The sequence below is a fragment of the Paenarthrobacter sp. R1 genome (genome assembly GCF_030264015.1).
Taxonomy (GTDB): domain Bacteria; phylum Actinomycetota; class Actinomycetes; order Actinomycetales; family Micrococcaceae; genus Arthrobacter; species Arthrobacter ureafaciens.
The window spans coordinates 246,668-261,783 of sequence record NZ_CP127115.1; the positions used below are offsets into that span (position 1 = coordinate 246,668).

The 15,116-nt window shown below is 63.4% G+C and carries 17 protein-coding genes and 1 riboswitch; of the genes, 6 read left to right on the plus strand and 11 right to left on the minus strand.

Annotated features, from left to right (window positions below; translation table 11 throughout):
- Nucleotides 1–51 precede the first annotated feature (51 nt).
- Both QN084_RS01205 and QN084_RS01210 read right to left on the minus strand, forming a co-directional pair.
- On the minus strand, nucleotides 52–1,206 hold the full coding sequence (locus QN084_RS01205) for an IS30 family transposase (RefSeq protein WP_206599673.1): 1,155 nt from the start codon (nucleotides 1,204–1,206) through the stop codon (nucleotides 52–54).
- An 822-nt stretch (nucleotides 1,207–2,028) separates the two neighbouring features.
- Nucleotides 2,029–2,598 (minus strand): TetR/AcrR family transcriptional regulator, encoded by a 570-nt coding sequence (locus QN084_RS01210; RefSeq protein WP_069695212.1) that lies wholly within the window; start codon nucleotides 2,596–2,598, stop codon nucleotides 2,029–2,031.
- An 83-nt stretch (nucleotides 2,599–2,681) separates the two neighbouring features.
- On the opposite strand from QN084_RS01210, the gene QN084_RS01215 reads away from it, so the two are divergent.
- Nucleotides 2,682–2,852 (plus strand): hypothetical protein, encoded by a 171-nt coding sequence (locus tag QN084_RS01215; RefSeq protein WP_168529610.1) that lies wholly within the window; start codon nucleotides 2,682–2,684, stop codon nucleotides 2,850–2,852.
- Complete coding sequence (locus tag QN084_RS01220; protein WP_206599674.1) at nucleotides 2,849–3,397, plus strand: DUF2269 domain-containing protein; 549 nt, start codon at nucleotides 2,849–2,851, stop codon at nucleotides 3,395–3,397. The genes QN084_RS01215 and QN084_RS01220 overlap by 4 nt, the downstream gene beginning before the upstream one ends.
- A 55-nt stretch (nucleotides 3,398–3,452) precedes the next feature.
- Here QN084_RS01220 and QN084_RS01225 read toward each other — a convergent pair whose 3' ends face one another.
- From QN084_RS01225 to QN084_RS01235, 3 genes are all read right to left on the minus strand, one after another.
- Entirely contained in the window at nucleotides 3,453–3,914 is a 462-nt protein-coding gene (locus tag QN084_RS01225; protein WP_069694940.1) for a hypothetical protein, read from the minus strand.
- A gap of 310 nt (nucleotides 3,915–4,224) precedes the next feature.
- Nucleotides 4,225–4,602 (minus strand): ArsR/SmtB family transcription factor, encoded by a 378-nt coding sequence (locus QN084_RS01230; protein ID WP_069694941.1) that lies wholly within the window; start codon nucleotides 4,600–4,602, stop codon nucleotides 4,225–4,227.
- Nucleotides 4,574–5,848, minus strand: coding sequence for an MFS transporter (locus QN084_RS01235; protein WP_069694942.1), 1,275 nt, complete (start codon nucleotides 5,846–5,848; stop codon nucleotides 4,574–4,576). Before QN084_RS01235 ends, QN084_RS01230 begins: the two co-directional genes overlap by 29 nt.
- 198 nt (nucleotides 5,849–6,046) lie before the next feature.
- Here QN084_RS01235 and QN084_RS01240 point away from each other — a divergent pair, with 198 nt between their 5' ends.
- Nucleotides 6,047–6,415: a hypothetical protein gene (locus tag QN084_RS01240; protein ID WP_069694943.1), complete on the plus strand. Its 369-nt coding sequence runs from the start codon at nucleotides 6,047–6,049 to the stop codon at nucleotides 6,413–6,415.
- A gap of 231 nt (nucleotides 6,416–6,646) precedes the next feature.
- Here QN084_RS01240 and merA read toward each other — a convergent pair whose 3' ends face one another.
- The gene (gene merA, locus QN084_RS01245) at nucleotides 6,647–8,089 is read right to left on the minus strand and encodes a mercury(II) reductase (protein ID WP_069694944.1); all 1,443 of its coding nucleotides are present in this window, start codon (nucleotides 8,087–8,089) and stop codon (nucleotides 6,647–6,649) included.
- Between the two features lie 271 nt (nucleotides 8,090–8,360).
- Between merA and QN084_RS01250 the strand changes: the two genes are divergently transcribed.
- Together QN084_RS01250 and QN084_RS01255 are read left to right on the plus strand one after the other, a co-directional pair.
- Entirely contained in the window at nucleotides 8,361–8,750 is a 390-nt protein-coding gene (locus QN084_RS01250) for a heavy metal-responsive transcriptional regulator (RefSeq protein ID WP_069695214.1), read from the plus strand.
- Between the two features lie 94 nt (nucleotides 8,751–8,844).
- Entirely contained in the window at nucleotides 8,845–9,420 is a 576-nt protein-coding gene (locus tag QN084_RS01255) for a haloacid dehalogenase type II (protein WP_069694945.1), read from the plus strand.
- A 109-nt stretch (nucleotides 9,421–9,529) separates the two neighbouring features.
- On the opposite strand, the gene QN084_RS01260 is transcribed toward QN084_RS01255, so the two are convergent.
- The 5 genes from QN084_RS01260 to QN084_RS01280 form a co-directional block, all read right to left on the minus strand.
- Nucleotides 9,530–10,426, minus strand: a complete 897-nt coding sequence (locus QN084_RS01260; RefSeq protein ID WP_069695215.1) for a tyrosine-type recombinase/integrase — start codon at nucleotides 10,424–10,426, stop codon at nucleotides 9,530–9,532.
- Between the two features lie 824 nt (nucleotides 10,427–11,250).
- On the minus strand, nucleotides 11,251–11,568 hold the full coding sequence (locus tag QN084_RS01265) for a hypothetical protein (protein WP_069694946.1): 318 nt from the start codon (nucleotides 11,566–11,568) through the stop codon (nucleotides 11,251–11,253).
- Nucleotides 11,569–11,997: 429 nt separating this feature from the next.
- On the minus strand, nucleotides 11,998–13,284 hold the full coding sequence (locus QN084_RS01270; RefSeq protein WP_083261873.1) for an MFS transporter: 1,287 nt from the start codon (nucleotides 13,282–13,284) through the stop codon (nucleotides 11,998–12,000).
- 93 nt (nucleotides 13,285–13,377) lie between these two features.
- Nucleotides 13,378–13,773 carry a hypothetical protein gene (locus tag QN084_RS01275; protein ID WP_069694948.1) on the minus strand — a complete coding sequence of 132 codons (396 nt, stop codon included), beginning with the start codon at nucleotides 13,771–13,773 and terminating at the stop codon, nucleotides 13,378–13,380.
- Nucleotides 13,774–13,818: 45 nt separating this feature from the next.
- Nucleotides 13,819–14,367, minus strand: coding sequence for an inorganic diphosphatase (locus QN084_RS01280; RefSeq protein WP_069694949.1), 549 nt, complete (start codon nucleotides 14,365–14,367; stop codon nucleotides 13,819–13,821).
- 141 nt (nucleotides 14,368–14,508) lie between these two features.
- Nucleotides 14,509–14,591, minus strand: a riboswitch (Fluoride riboswitch).
- Between the two features lie 241 nt (nucleotides 14,592–14,832).
- Between QN084_RS01280 and QN084_RS01285 the strand changes: the two genes are divergently transcribed.
- On the plus strand, nucleotides 14,833–15,054 hold the full coding sequence (locus QN084_RS01285) for a hypothetical protein (protein ID WP_139126751.1): 222 nt from the start codon (nucleotides 14,833–14,835) through the stop codon (nucleotides 15,052–15,054).
- Nucleotides 15,055–15,116 lie beyond the last annotated feature (62 nt).

Here is a 15,116-nt window from a genome sequence, read left to right on the forward strand (position 1 = left end):
GGGGCCAACTAGAGCCGGGTGGATTCTAACCATCGTCGCAACACTCGGCGGTTAGGTATGTGTGGTTAGCAGCCTAGCAAAGCGCTCCGCGGGGGTGTCGTCGTTGAGGTTTTGCCTGGGCCGGTTGTTGAGGCTGTTTGCAACATCCGCGAGGTGCTGGGGAGAGTAAACGGACAGATCAGAGTATTTGGGAAAGTACTGGCGCAGCAGCCCATTGGTGTTTTCATTCGTGCCGCGTTGCCAGGGTGAGTGGGGATCACAGAAGTAGACCGGAATGCCGGTGGCTGCGGTGAATCCGGCGTGCTTGGCCATCTCACTTCCTTGGTCCCAGGTCAGCGAGGTTCGCAACGCAGGCGGCAGCTGACTGAACGCCGTGATGAGTCCGTCGCGCAGGTCCTCGGCACGATTGATTCCCGGCATATGCACCAGAAGCAGGTAGCGGGTGCTCCTTTCCACCAACGTGGCGATCGCGGACCGGTTCTGGGTGCCCATGATCAGGTCACCTTCCCACGCCCCGGGAACGGAACGGTCGCCGGCTCCGTCCGGCCGGTCGCTGATCATCAACACGTCGCCGGCGAACCTGGAGGATCTTCGGGCAATTGATCTGTTGGGTTTGCGCCGGTCCCGGCCGGTACGAAGGCATTTGACGAGTTCCCTGGAGAGCCCGCCGCGACCGCGGATGTAGAGGGCCTGGTAGATCGTTTCGTGGACGATGTGCAGATCCTTGCGCCCCGGGAAGGCCTTCTTCAGTTGACGGCAGATCAGACCAGGACTCCACCAGCGGTCCAGCATTGCCTGGATGTAAGCCTTCAGTTCAGGGAGCCCAGCGATCTTTCCCTGCCGTGGTCGCTGACGCCGGGTCCGGGCCTTCTTCTGGGCGTAGTGCGGGCGGTATTGTCCCGCCGGATTGCGGTTCCGGCGAAGTTCACGGCTGACCGTGGACGGGGACCTGCCCAGCCCTGCGGCTATCGAGCACAGGCTTTCCCCGCAACGGTGCCGGTCGGCAATGGTGATCCGCTCTTCTTCGGATAAGTACCGGGCGGAGATGACCGCCGGCTGCTCCCGCACCATGGTGATTGCCGCGTAACTGCGTGTCCGCCCGGTCGCCGGATCCCGGACCGTACGGCCGTTGCGCCAGTGCGAGCCGGTCTTCCGCCCCACTCCGACGATCCGGCAGGCTTCAGAATTATTGAATCCTTGCTTCATGAGCCGAATATAGTGCGCCCGCTCGGCCGTTTTCCCCGCGGGGCCCGGCTTCAACTGCCGTTTCTTCTCTACTGCCATTGCAACTCCTGAAATGCTCAGGTGTTGCGACGATGGTTAGAATCCACCCCGTCATGCCGGGGCCAGAAATACTTGACACATTCAGCCTTGTCGTCTTGGCTGTTCCGGATTGAGGTCGGCAGCCCCTCCACCGGCAACGATCCTATCTCGCGGCTGGGAGCTTTCGTGCCTGTACTGTTCGCAAAACAATTGCGGTCAATACTCCTCCCGCCATGATGACGAAGCAGGCCACCCCACCGTAGAAGAGCAGAGACGCAATGGCAGGAACCTTCGCTGAGGCGTCCGCTGCTGTACTCACGGACAACCAGTACCCTGCGGTGGCTGCAGTCCAGAAACCACCTGCGACGCAAACAACCCAAGATACAGGGGAGAACCAGCGACTGCCGGATCCATAGGAAAGGGCAACCGCCAGTACAGTCAGTCCTGCTGCGGCCAGAATCAGCCCTGCAAACAGGAAACGGCCCGCCAAGATCCCGACAAGAATACATGCCCCTGCGATCAGGACCAGGCGCCGGGCAGATAGCGGCATGCGCGCCTCCGGGCGAGGACCGGGAGACGTTTGCGGTTGGTACTGGAGACTTTCATCCCGATTTGTCATGTTTTCCTTGATTACTAACCACTGCTTTTAATGTTGTACAGAAGAGAGTGGCATACGGTGGACACTGCTATTTTCGTTCAAGAGGGGCGTGACGAAGAGCCCTATGGCCGATCGTCAGCGACGCGCCTCAAACGCGCTTCCAGAGGTTAGGCGGGCTGCTCCAGTGCGTTCAACGTAACTGTGACCAGTCTGAGCACGGCCTCAGGTGATGTAAGCCCGGCCGCGGCTCCGAGGGCATGGAAGCAGAAGGCCGCCAGCTCATCGGCGGCAACATCCGCACGGAAGACGCCGGCCGCCGAGCCCTCGTGGATAAGCTCTGCAAGGAAATCCAGGAGGTGCTGCTGGGCCTGCCCGGCGTGCCTGCTGTGGTGAAGCCGCGCCACCTCGGCATCGACGTGGCCGGCGTGTGACATGAACGCGTAGGCGTGTAAAACGGCTCCAAGCTGCTCGCGGGCTCCCACCGTCTGCTCTCTAATCTTGAGCAGCTCGCTGAGGTGGGCCTGGACCTGGCGCTCGTGCCACGCCAGCAGGATGGATTCGACATCCGGGAAGTACTTGTACAGTGTCGCACGTCCAATGCCGGCGCCCTGCGCGATCGCCGACATGGTCACGCCAGCAATCCCGTGACCAGCCACAAGGTTAGCGGCGGCATCAAGAACTGCTTGGCGCACCGCATCCCGGTGCGTTTCTATCGTCTCGTTCCAAAGCCTGGGCATGACCGAATCATACAACATGACGCACAATAGACATGATGACTGCCTGAATACATACTGTTTCACAAAACCAATAAAGGACCTGCATGACAAACCTTGGCTCCAACCCTGACAACGGTTCCACTGACAGCAGGGAGACGCCCCGACACAGGACCCCTCTTTGGGTGAAGGGGTTCCTGATTGCCGCAGCTGTGCTGGTCGTGGTCTTTGCGGTCGTGCACCTCAGTGGTGGCATGGTCATGAACCACACCCCATGAGGATGATGAGACCCGCTGTCCGGAAAGGAGCGCTGGCAATCCACATCATCTCTTCCGTAGGGTGGCTGGGAGCCATCGCCGGGTTCCTGGTCCTGGCGATCACTGGACTGACCTCCACCAACATCCAACTGGTCCGGGCAGCCTATGTCGGAATGGACCTCATCGGCTGGTCAATTATCTTCCCGCTAAGTCTGGCCTCTCTCGCTTCCGGAATCATCCAGGGGCTCGGCACAGTGTGGGGCCTGTTCCGGCACTACTGGGTTGTGATCAAGCTCGTGATAACCGCCTTGGCCACCGTCCTGTTGCTGGTGCACTTGCAGCCGGTTACCGCGATGGCAGCCATGGCCACGGCCGCGGACCTGCGGCCCTCCGACATGAATGCCATGAGGATACAGCTCGTGGCTGACGCCGGTGCCGCCATGCTGGCGCTGCTCGTCACCACGATTTTGTCCGTGTACAAGCCCCGTGGGCTCACCCGGTACGGAGAGTCCGTCAGTGCGCAGAAGAATACCGGGGCGGGGTCAGCCAAAGGCACAAGCGCTTGATGCAGACCAAAGAACACGTGAGCCTACAGCTACTGCCTCAGGTTCCGTTCCGTGATCATTCTTCGCGCATCGGGTCGACGTGCGGGAAAACTTCGGCTGGAGTTGCCACGTCAGTGGCAACCAGCCCGAGCACATAAACTGCGGCAAAACTGGCCGCGGCCGAGAGCATTACTACACCTGACACCATCTCGACTGACCATCCGAGGGGTCCTGTGACTCTGAGCGCCAGAAGCTGGCCGGACCATAGCAGTGCGGGTAGCAGGGCGGCCAAGACCAACTCTTGGATTCTCGCGCTGGCTTCAAAGCGCCGCAGGCCACAAAGGACAACGTCACCGATTGTGCCAGCCGCAACTGCAGTGACCGCAATGAAAGGATTGGAAAAATTCGCAACCACTAGGGCCAGCATGGCCACCGAAGCAACCAGAAAAGTCACCGTGCCCGGACCGGCCAGATTGGATCGAATCAGGTATGCCAACGGAACGACAATAGCCAGCGATGTCACGACATAGCTGGCCAAACCAGCGGAGGCGATGGGACTCGGCGGTTATGTGCTCAGCTGATCCCCTATGGGGCGCTTGGGAGCGTTCCACCAATGTAAGTCGGTGCCTACCGACGCGCTCCCCCGCCGTTGGTCAAAAACGTCCTCCCTCCGTTCTGACGGACGTTGATTCCGGCAACGAGTTCCTACAGCCTGATCCATTGACCGATCCTGGGTCAGTAGGTGTCATTTTCGGGAGTCGTCTGCACCGAATGTCAGAAGCCGTCTGCACACGAACTTTAGGGTCCCCTATCGCGTAATCCTGTCGGCCTCGCGGCCCTTCCTGCGGTCAGCCGTGGGTGGGTTCGCCGGTAATTCTGTGATCTGCGTGGTTGATGGTCTCGCGGATAAGCCTCACGAGATGCCCGTCTCGGAGGGAGTAGATAACGTGGCGGCCGTCTTTACGGGTGTCCACGAGGCCGCTGAGCCGGAGTTTGGCCAGATGCTGGCTCGTCACAGTCCGGGGCACCCCGACGGCTGCTGTGAGCTCCGTGACCGTCTTCGGGCCCTCGGTGAGCTGCCAGAGCAGGTTCAGCCTGGTCGGTTCGGCGAGCATCCGCAGGGTTCCGGCAGCCGTTTCCAGCAGCTGTGGTCCCGGCGTGACCGGGTGTACCAGCGAAGCTACGTCAGGGGCGGGGCTAGATGCGCTGTGGGGCTGGCTGCTCAACGCTCTGCTCCTTCTCGGCCGGTCCCTGGCCGGTCCGGGAAGTGTGTCGGGGCCAGGACAGAAACGCTCCTGCACTGCCTATCATCGCAATAATTGTCAGCGCCAGCGCAGCCCAGCCCAAACCGGCGATTGCCCCGACCCAGCCGGCCAGCGGATAGGTCAGGATGTAGCAGGCATGGGAAAGGGAGAACTGGGCCGTGAACACGTAAGGCCGCGTGTCCTCCGTCGACGCGTCCCGCAGCAGCCGGGACGATGGTGTGAGAATAGTAGAGTTCGCGGCGCCCAGCAGGAACCACAGGCCCAGCAGCAGCCACCAGCCCGTGCCCGGGGCACCCAACAGTGTCAGGGCGGCCGCGCCGGCCAGGACCAGCGGAATGACGCCCGCGCCGGTGAGCATCACGGACCGGTCCCCGAACCGGTCCAGGACCCGCGGGGCGGACAGGGCTACGATCATGGACCCGACACCAAAGCAGGCCAACGCCAGAGCCAGGTCTGTGTTCGGCCGGTGCAGGACGTCACGGACGTAAACGACGGTGTTGACCAGGACCAACGCCGTCGGCGCGGCAACAACCAGGTTCAGGGCCAGCAGGGAGCGCAGGCGCCGGTTCCGCCAGAAGATCCTGGCACCCAGGGTGGTCCGGTGCCACAGCGAGGCCTGTTGCCCAGTCGCTGCCGGGACTTTCGGCAGCACGGTAATCGCGACCATGAAGGCCGAGAACAGGAACCCTCCCACGGTGCCGAGGAAGAGGTTGTTGTAGCTGAGCACGGTGAGCAGCAGTGCCGCGATGGCCGGGCTGACCAGGGCTTCCATGTCGTAGGCCAGCCGGGACAGGGACAGCGCCCGGGTGTAGTCCTTCTCATCTTTCAGGATGGTGGGGATCAGGGATTGGAACGCCGGTGTGAACGTCGCAGACGCGGACTGGAGCAGGAAGATCACGATGTAGATCTGCCAGACATCGGTGATGAAGGGCAGGGAGAGCGCCATGGCGGCCCGGATCAGGTCAGCACCGATCAGGACCCGCTTCTTTGGCCACCGCGCGACCAATGCGTTGATCACCGGGGCAAGGCCCACATAGGCGAGCATCTTGATCGTCAGAGCAGTCCCGAGCACCGCGCCGGCGTTGCTGCCAGCCAAGTCATAGGCCAGAAGGCCCAGCGCCACGGTCAGCAGACCGGTACCAATCAGGGCCACGACCTGCGCGGCAAACAGCCGCCGGTACGTGACATTCCGCAGAACCGACAACATCAACCAAACCCCTAAGTGCATACGTGCATGTATATGCACCAATACTACCCTTTCGCGGCAGCTGGATCGGATTGCGTTGGACTCATGGTCGGCCCGGCCGACTCGGCCCCTCGGGCTGCGGCAGGGTGGCGGCCCCGCGCTCTGGCCCTACACTGAACCCATGGTTACAGCCTTGCGTGTGCCGGAGTCTGGCCGTAGATGAGTCTGCCAACGATGTTCCTGGGCGCACTGTTATCCGCTTTTGCCGCCGTGGCGCTCCTGGTGCTGGTGCGCCGGGAACGCCGGGTCAGTGTCCTGGTAACTGCAGCCGGTTCCGCGCTCCTTATGCCCATGATCTGGAATTCGATCCTGAACTGGACCGGAGCAATCGGCCTGTTTTCCCACGACCTGCCGTTCGCACCGTTTCCGGTCAGCTGGCAGGACACTGGAACAGCCGTATTCACCCTGGCGGGAACTGCTGTAGCCCTGATGATCGGACCATGCAGGCACGATGCGCCCCGCAGCATTGCGGGAACAGCTGCCGCAACGGCACTGGCGGCCCTGATCATCGACGTCTACCTTTACTGACTTTTGTGCCGCAGGCCAGGACTGTGCCTGCAAATCAGTGATGCATCTTGCCAACGCTTGGGCCGAGAGGGAGGCCTGGGTCAAGGCGCTGACTTGTCAGATTCATACAAGGGCCTGAGGTTGGCCCAGATCCCAAGGTAATGAGACGGGTGCCAAGCGCGTCCGGTGAAACCTGCGCCCGTAGACCCCCCTTCCAGGATGGGCTCCGTCGAACTCCGGCCTTCCTGGCAGCTAGGAGGCGCAGCAGGAGAGTTTGGAGACATCCGTGGTGAAGGACTGGGCGGCGATCTTGATCCCTTCGGCCATAGTCAGGTACGGGCTCCACAGGTTCGCCACCTGAGCCACGGTCATCCCCGCCTCCAGGATGTAGACCCCGGCTGCGGCGAGGTCCCCGGCGTCCTTGGCGACGGCGGTGATTCCCACGATCCGTCCGGTGTCGGCGTCGGCGACGATCTTGATGAAGCCGCGGGTGTCCTTGTTCACCAGGGCCCGGGGGACGTATTCCAGGGGCAGGACCCGGCATTCGCACCGGATGCCCGCCTCGTTGGCTTCCTTGTCCGTCATCCCGACCGCCGCCAGGGCGGGGCTCGTGAAGGTGACCCGGGGCAGGTGCCGGTAGTCGACCTCGCGCCCGGCACTGTTGAAGGCGTTCTCCACCACCAGGGAGCCGTGGGAGGCCGCGACGTAGACGAATTCGCGGTGTCCGGTCACGTCCCCGGCAGCCCAGATCCTGGGGTTGGTGCTGGCCAGGGTGTCCTGCACGAGGATTTCGCCGCGGTCTCCGGTCTTGACTCCGACGGTGTCCAGGTTCAGGCCTTCGGTGACCGGGCGCCGGCCCATGGCGACGAGCAGCCGGTCGGCCCGGAATTCCTCGTGCCCGCCGGAGACGGCCGCGGTCGCGACGATCTCTCCGGTGGCCGGGTCGGTCCGCACGGACGATACGGTGGCACGGCGGACGACGCGGATGCCTTCGTCGGCGAAGACACTCATCAGGGCCCGGGAGGCTTCGGGTTCCTCGGCCGAGGCGAGGCGGGAGCGGACCAGCATGGTGACCCTGGACCCGAGGCGGGCGAAGAGCTGGGCCTGTTCCAGCGCCACGTACCCGCCGCCGATAACCAGCAGCGAGTCCGGAACCTCTTCCAGTTCCATCGCCGTGGTGGAGGTCAGGTAGTCCGCGTCCTGCAGCCCCTCGATCGGGGGCGCCCACGGAGCGGACCCGGTGGCCACCAGATAGTGCGCCGCCCGGACGGATTCCCGAGCACCGTCCTTTCCGGTGATTTCCAGAACCGGATCGTCCGGCGGGCCGGCGAACACGGCATTGCCCTGACGCAGCTCCCAGCCGTAGTCCGCGATCAGGTCCACATATTTATCCGAACGCATCGTCTCTACCAGGGAACGCTTCCCGCCGATCAGCCCGGCCATGTCCACTTCCCCGGCGGAGGTGCTGATGCCGGGGAACCGGCCAGAGGTGTCCAGGGCAACATGTCGGGCCTCCGCCGCGGCCAACAGCGCCTTGGACGGCACACAGCCGGTGTTCACGCACGTCCCGCCCACGGTGGAACGCTCGATCATCAGCACGCGTTTGCCCAGGTTGGTCGCCCGGATCGCGGCCGCGAACGCCCCTCCACCGGAGCCGATGACCGCCAGATCAAAATCAGGTGTTCGTTCAGACATGAATCCTCCAAAGTCGTACAGCAGGGCCATCCGGCAATACCCGCAACGGCGCGTCGTGTATGGGTCTGCCCTCAGTCTGCACCTTCCCCCATGGGGGAAGGTCAAGAGGCGTCGCCAGCACGGAACCGTGGAGCCCTGACCCGGCTCAACGCCCCCGGAAAACGGCGGGCTTCCCCGGCCAGGCGGGCCCATACGGTTTCCTGTATCGTTTCTTGACCTTCCACGAAACTGGAAGGTCAAGAGGGAAATTCCCCGGGACAAGAGGTGCATGATGCGTATCGGCGAAACCGCCGCAGCCGCCGGCCTGACAGCCAAGACCCTGCGGTTCTACGAGGACCGGGGCCTGCTGCCGGCCGCCGACAGGGCCCCTAACGGATACCGCGACTACCCCCACGAAACGATCAGCCGGCTGGAATTCATCCGCCGCGGCCGCACCGCCGGACTGACCCTGGCCCAGATCGGGGACATCCTCTCGGTCCGGGACATCGGACAGGCCCCCTGCGTGCACGTGCGGGATCTGCTGGCCAACCAGCTCCGCGACCTCGATGCCCAGATCGCAGAACTCACCGCACTGCGGGCAACCGTCGCCGAATTCCATGACGCCGCGGCCGCCGGGGACCCCGCAGCCTGCGACCCCGAACGCATCTGCAGCTACCTCTAACGAGAGCCAAGGCCAATGCCAGTTCGCCGCTACTGAATTCATAGTGCCCGGCAGACTTGCACTCGAGACATACACGCGACCACAAGGAGAATTCATGACCACCGCCATCTCAGTCATTGTCTTTGATGTCAACGAAACCCTGTCAGATATGTCGCCCATGGGGGAACGCTTCAGCGAGGTCGGGGCGCCGGCCGAGCTGGCCAAGCTCTGGTTCGCCACGCTGCTGCGTGACGGCTTCGCGCTTACGGCCAGCGGAGACAACGGATCGTTCGCCGCCATCGGGGCCGACGTACTCCGGGGACTCCTGACCGGGGTGGAGCTTAACCGGCCTCTCGACGCGGCGGTCGACCATGTTATGGCCGGCATGAACGGCCTCGGGGTACATCCAGATGTCCCCGAGGGGGTCAAGGCCCTCGCCGCGGCAGGGTTCCGGCTGATCACCCTCAGCAACGGCTCGGCCCAGATCGCCGACAGGCTGTTCAGTGAAGCCGGGATCCGGGACGCGTTTGAGTCGCTGCTCTCGGTCGAAGACGCGCCCGCCTGGAAGCCCGCCCGGGCCTCCTATGAATATGCCGCCGCCTCCGGGGCCGACCCGGCCGGCATGCTGCTGGTGGCCGTGCATCCGTGGGACATCCACGGCGCTGCCCGTGCCGGGCTGCATACAGCGTGACTGAACAGGACCGGGGGTAGCTACCCGGGCCAATTTGAAGGTCCTGAATTCATCATCAGAGCCCTGACCGAACTTCCCGCGGCCCTGGCAGCAGCGCACTGAGCCGGGCTTACGCCAGCGCCCGTGCGACGTCGTAGCTGGCTGATTTGAGCAGGTTGTTCCGCGCCCTGTCGTAACGCCTGGTGGTCCGCGGATCAGCGTGACCCATGCTGTCCTGCAAGGCGTGCAGCGAGGTTCCGCTGTCCAGGGCGATCGTGGCGAAGGTGTGCCGCAGGCTGTGCGGGCTGATCTGGCCCTGTATTCCGGCTCTCCCAGCCAGCCGCTCTACGGTCCGGAATGCCTCTGAGCGGTTCCAGGGTTTCCCGGTGGCTGTGGTGAAGAGCGGAAGGCTCTGCGCCGGACCGTGGCCCAGAACCAGGTCAGCGCCGGAGGTGCCCAGGTAAGTATTCAGCGCAACCACCGCCGGCGCGGGCACGGCGACCTTGGCGGACTTGCCTCCCTTGCGCTGTATCCGAAGCGTGCGGTGTCCTGCGTCGTGGCCATAATCCGCGGTTCTCGCGTTGAGCGCTTCGCTGATGCGGACGCCGGTGAACACCAGCAGGTTTACCAGGGCGTTGGAACGGTGACTGTCCCTGTGAGCGACCGCCAGCAGTGCCCTCGCCTGGTCGCGGTTCAGCCCCTGGGTCGAACTGTGGTCTGCGTCCACATTTGGCCTGACCACGGTCGCCACCGGGTTCCGGTCCACGACGTCTTCAGCCAGTGCATACCGATAGAAGCTCGACACCGCAGCGAGCGTCCTGGCCACCGTCGAAAGTGCTCCCGTCAGGGTGTGCCGGTAGCCGTCCACATGCACCCGGCGCACCGTGAGCAGGTCCAGGTTCAGATCATCGAGCCAGAGACAGTACCCGGCAAGATTTCGGGTATAAGCAGCCAGCGTGTGCGGTGAACTCTGCGCCAACTGCCACGCCGCAATTATGTGGGCGTGTCTATCTGCGTTTCGAGACACGGCGGTGTTATAAGCGAGATCCATAATTGACCTTCTCACATAATCCACATCATAAGCGACATTATGGTGTGGATTTGGAGCGTGTTGGGAAATCTCTAAAAAGTCGCAAATTCATGGCCATTTCGTTTGACGGGATTTACGTTCTCTATGTGCGCGGTCTCGAGGCAATAGGAAAAACTGGAAAGTACGGTTGCTTTCCAGCTTCTCCGTCTCTATGCCGCGTCGGGCTCGTTAGTCCTCGCGATGACCCAATCTGCGCCTCCGGAGACCGCAGTGCGACGGCTTAGGCCGCTGGCTTTCATCTTCGCCTCAAGGTCCGCGCTCACCGCTCGTACGTCGCCCAAGGCGGCCCGGGCAGCAGCTCGCCCAGGCTCGGGCAGGTGCTGCTTCCACGATGAATGTCGCGCGCAATGTTTGACGGCAAGTCGGCCAACCTCGTATGCCCTCACGCATACACGGTTAAGGACATACCCCCGGAGGAATGCGAATAACAGTGTGACTGACGGTGCTGCGATCCCTGCATTATCAGGCAGAACGGTGCGAACACCACATGAACATCAGGGTCGTACTTCTGTCTGTTTAGGCGCATGGATCTGCCAGGAGACAGCAGCCGGGGCATGGACGGATAATGAGCGGCTATGGCACCAAATGCTGAGGTTCCCGTCGTCCCTGCCCAGGGGAAGAGTGGGGCCCGCCTGGTTCAGTTGATGTCCGCGCGACGCATGCCAGGCCCCGGCATATCCAGGTGTTCTCGCCAGCTCGGTCTGCATAACGAAAAGAAAGAACCCCGACAGCCTGGGCTGTCGGGGTTCCGTTGAGGCCTGTCAGGAGCCGCTGATCTTCCCTGCCGCGATGAGCTGCTGGGCGCGCTGCTGCTGCTCATCGTCGCCGAAGCGCGCCACCGCCGTCATCAGGTCCATGCCATCCTCAAGTCCGCCATAGATGTCCTCCAGCCGCTCGCGCGAGCCGCCGAGCAGGCTGATACCGCCCAGCGCGTTGATCTGCTCGAGCTGCAGGTACGCGCGGTACACGAGATCGACGTGCACACCGTCATCAGCGGTGAAGGGGTTCGGGACGTAGTCGGCGTCCGGCGTAAGGCCATCCGTGTCGAGGCCCAACTGGGCCAGCTCGTTATTGTTCATGGATGCTTCTCCTTGGTTTTGGGACTGTCACTCGGCTGTGAGGATTCTCGATCTGAGACCGTCAGGATGCACCCGGCCGGGCTCCGCCTGGCTGTAACGCCAGCGGGCCGACCACGATGATCAGGTTGCTTTGGGCGTCACTTACCTTGGTGTACCAGGACGTCATCGACGCCTTTCAGCATACCCATGGGTGGACCAGCAAGCGTGGCATGCAGAAAGTGAATGAGCAGTTGTTCAAGGGCCTGCCGGAAGGGCCTGAAGAGGTTGGCCGGCTGGGCAGGACGCTGTGGCCCGGATGGGCTCAGGTGCCGGCGTTCTACTTGCATGCCATCGCACGGCGAGGACGACCTGCTCAGTAAGTGAGAAATCCGGAGCATGGTCGATCCGAGTGGTGCGCCGCGTGGAGCTGACTGTTTAACCCAGCCTGACTTAGTCATTTGCGGGGCGGGTGTGCAGAGCTGATGAGGAGATGACTGAGGCGAGCATCCAAGCGGCGGCATAGGTGAACGCGACTGTTGGGGAGAAGGCTGCCCAGAGGATCCCTGCTGTGACGGTGGCACCGAGGTCTCCGGCGGATTGGATCAAGCCGAGAATCCCGTAGCCGTTACCTCGCAGGCGGTCCGGCAGGGACAGCGCGACGGTTGTTGCTTCTGCTGTCTCGGCAAAGCCGATGCCGATTCCGGCGAGCAGGAATCCTGCCAGGACTGGCGCCCAGCCGGGTGGCCCGAAACCGAACAGCAGGTAAGCGCCGAGGTAGGCGGTGCCGCCGGCGGCGAAGACGGGCCGGGGGCCGGCGTGGTCGGCAAGGTGACCGCCAGCGAGGGACGCGATGGTCGCGGCGCCGTTGTGGGCGGCGTAGAAGAAGATCGCGAGGGATGCTGCCGCTGCGGGTTCGCGCCCTTCGGTGGTGAGCAGTTCCGTGGCGCGAAGGATCAGCAGTGTGGTGGCCAGGTTCCCCAGTTCGAAGAACGATACCGGTATTAGTGCCTTGGCCACGCCGCTGCGGCGCAGTTCGCCGAGGTTGAAGCTGAGTTTCTGCCGCCCGGTTGGTGTGGAGAGGATGTTCCTGGCGTGCCGGGCTGCTATGGTGATCGCGACGGCGGCGAAGATGCTGGGGATGAAGGACAGCAGGATCGCTTCGCGGATACCTATGAGTCCTACGAGGGTTCCGGCGAGCAGGGGGCCGGCGATCGCGCCGGCGTTGTCGCCGGCCCGTTCGAGACCGGCGGCCCGTCCGTATGCTGCGCGCGGGGTGATGGAGACGAGAAGGGTGTCCCGGGCCGGGGAACGGACGCCGCGGGAAGCCCAGGCTATGCCGCGCAGGATGCCCACTTGCCACACCATGGTGCAGATGCCGATCAGGGCGGTTGCTACGGCGGTGAGGAGGTAACCGCCGGAGGCGATCTTCGCGCGGCGTGAGGGCTCGTTGGATAAGGGGCCGCCGGCCAGTTTGCTCAGCCCGACCAGCGCGTCCGAGACTCCCTCGATGGCTCCCAGCGCGGCCGGACCCGCGTGCAGTGTTGAGGTCAGGAACGAAGGGAGCAGCGAGGTGACCAGTTCGTGGCCGGAGTCGCTGAAAAACGATGCACTTCCGACGCCGATGATGCCTTTGTTCAGCCAGGTGCGGTCCGTATCCGGTTCCTGCACAGGATCACCGGCCCGGTTGCTGATCTGTTCCGGGTCCGTCCCGCCGGTTTGGGGGGTGCTCTCAGCCATGGCGCCGCAAACGCTCGTCGGGCTGGCTCAGTGTCTTCATGATTCTCCTGTGGCTGCAATGGCGTCCGGGCACCTCCGTCATTAATTTTTCGGTCACGAGATGAAGGCTGAGGAGGTGACCGCTGCGGCCGTGCCGACTATGGAAGCCAGCAGCGCGACGGCTAGGTGGGTGGCCGGGACGGTGAAGCCTCCGTGTCCCTCTGCCTGGACGGAGAGCGCGAAGCAGGTTCCGGCATAGGTGCACAGTCCTGATGCTGCGCCCAGGCCAAGGGCGGAAAGTGGTCCTGGGCCGGCTGCTGCAACGATGGCTCCGGTGATGAGGCCCAGCACCAGGGCGGTCCCGGTTTCAGCTGCCCAGATTTTCCTGGTCCGGGTATCGCCGAGCAGGCGTTGAAGCAGTGTCCTGATCAGTGACCCGGCCAGCGCACCGGCACCCACGACCAGCATCATTACCGGAGCTGCGATGGCCGGCGCGGTGGAATGTTCCATGGGTCTCCTCTGGTCGTGGCGAAGGGGATGTCGGGGTTCTGCGCCTTAGCCCGATCCTGGTGTCTGGTGTTCCTGCCAGCGTTTGCTGCAGGCGTCGACGATCGTGATGGCATCCTGGATCGAACCCCAGCCCAAAACCTGCGTTGGTGATCCTTGGTGGAGGTCTTTGTAGTGGTCGAAGTGGTGCCGGATCTGTTCCTGCCACCGAGTGCCCAGGTCTTCGAGGGACCGGATTCTGTCCCCGGCGTCCCTGTCATCGGCGGGGACAATGACGATTTTGTAGTCGGGGTCGTCCCCGTCGCGAAAGTCCAGTAAACCCAGGATGCGGCCGGAGATGACCAGTCCGGTGGGCAGCGGCTCGCGGGTCACGCAGAGGATGTCCAGTTCGTCACCGTCTTCGTCCAGCGTTTGCGGGATGAAGCCGTAGTTCACAGGCTTGGCAAAAATCATGGGGTCCACCCGGTCCAGACGGAATGCTCCGGTTGTTCTGTCCCATTCGATTTTGTGGCTCGACCCCATGGGGATGTCGATCACACCGGTCACGAGGCCGTGCTGGTAGTCCCCGCAGCTGTAGAGGGAATTGAAATCAGTCATGGTGTTCCGTCCGCCGTCCCCGGCATGTTCCTGGGTGGATTCCGTCAGGGTTCTGAGGTGAAGATGCTGCCGTGCCAAGGGGCGTCTGCGGCGGGGGTTTTGGGCCGAAAGTTCTCATGGCTCTCCTGTCCAGGCATACATCACCAGACAGGAACTATCAGCCGGCTCGGCGGTTCGGACAGGGAGAATTTCCTGTCCCGGCGAGATCCATCACCGTTTCCCCAGTAATCAATCACATTAGCCCCAGCAGAAGCAAGGGACGGCGATGTTTTCCAGCGTTGCCGCGGGCCCTGCGCCGGTCGCAGGGAAAGGTGGCCCGCGTAGACTCACCACGCCTTCCGGGCCAGGCTGGACGTTCGGACTTGGTGCGCGAAACGGCTCGATGGAGTAACTCAAGGGCCTTCAGAGCGAGAGGATTGATGGCATGAGCACACAGCCCGCCGGCACATGCTGCCATCCGACGTGATGAGCGATCAGCCGGAGGGTGAGATGAACCGGCGGCGCCCGGTGGCGATCGAGCGGATCATCCCGTATGGCACGGGTCCGGCTGCTCGCCGGGCGGCCTTCCGGGAAGCGGACCGGCTGTGGAATGAGGGCACCGCCGCCAGGGCAAGTTTCCATCCCAAGTACGGTGTGTGGGCCGTGCTCATCTTCGCCGGCGGTGTCCGGCGGCCGCCGGCGGATTGATCCTCCGTCCGGCACTTCCACGAGTACAAGGCCGCCAGGGCAAGGAGTCAACAAGGCCCGGG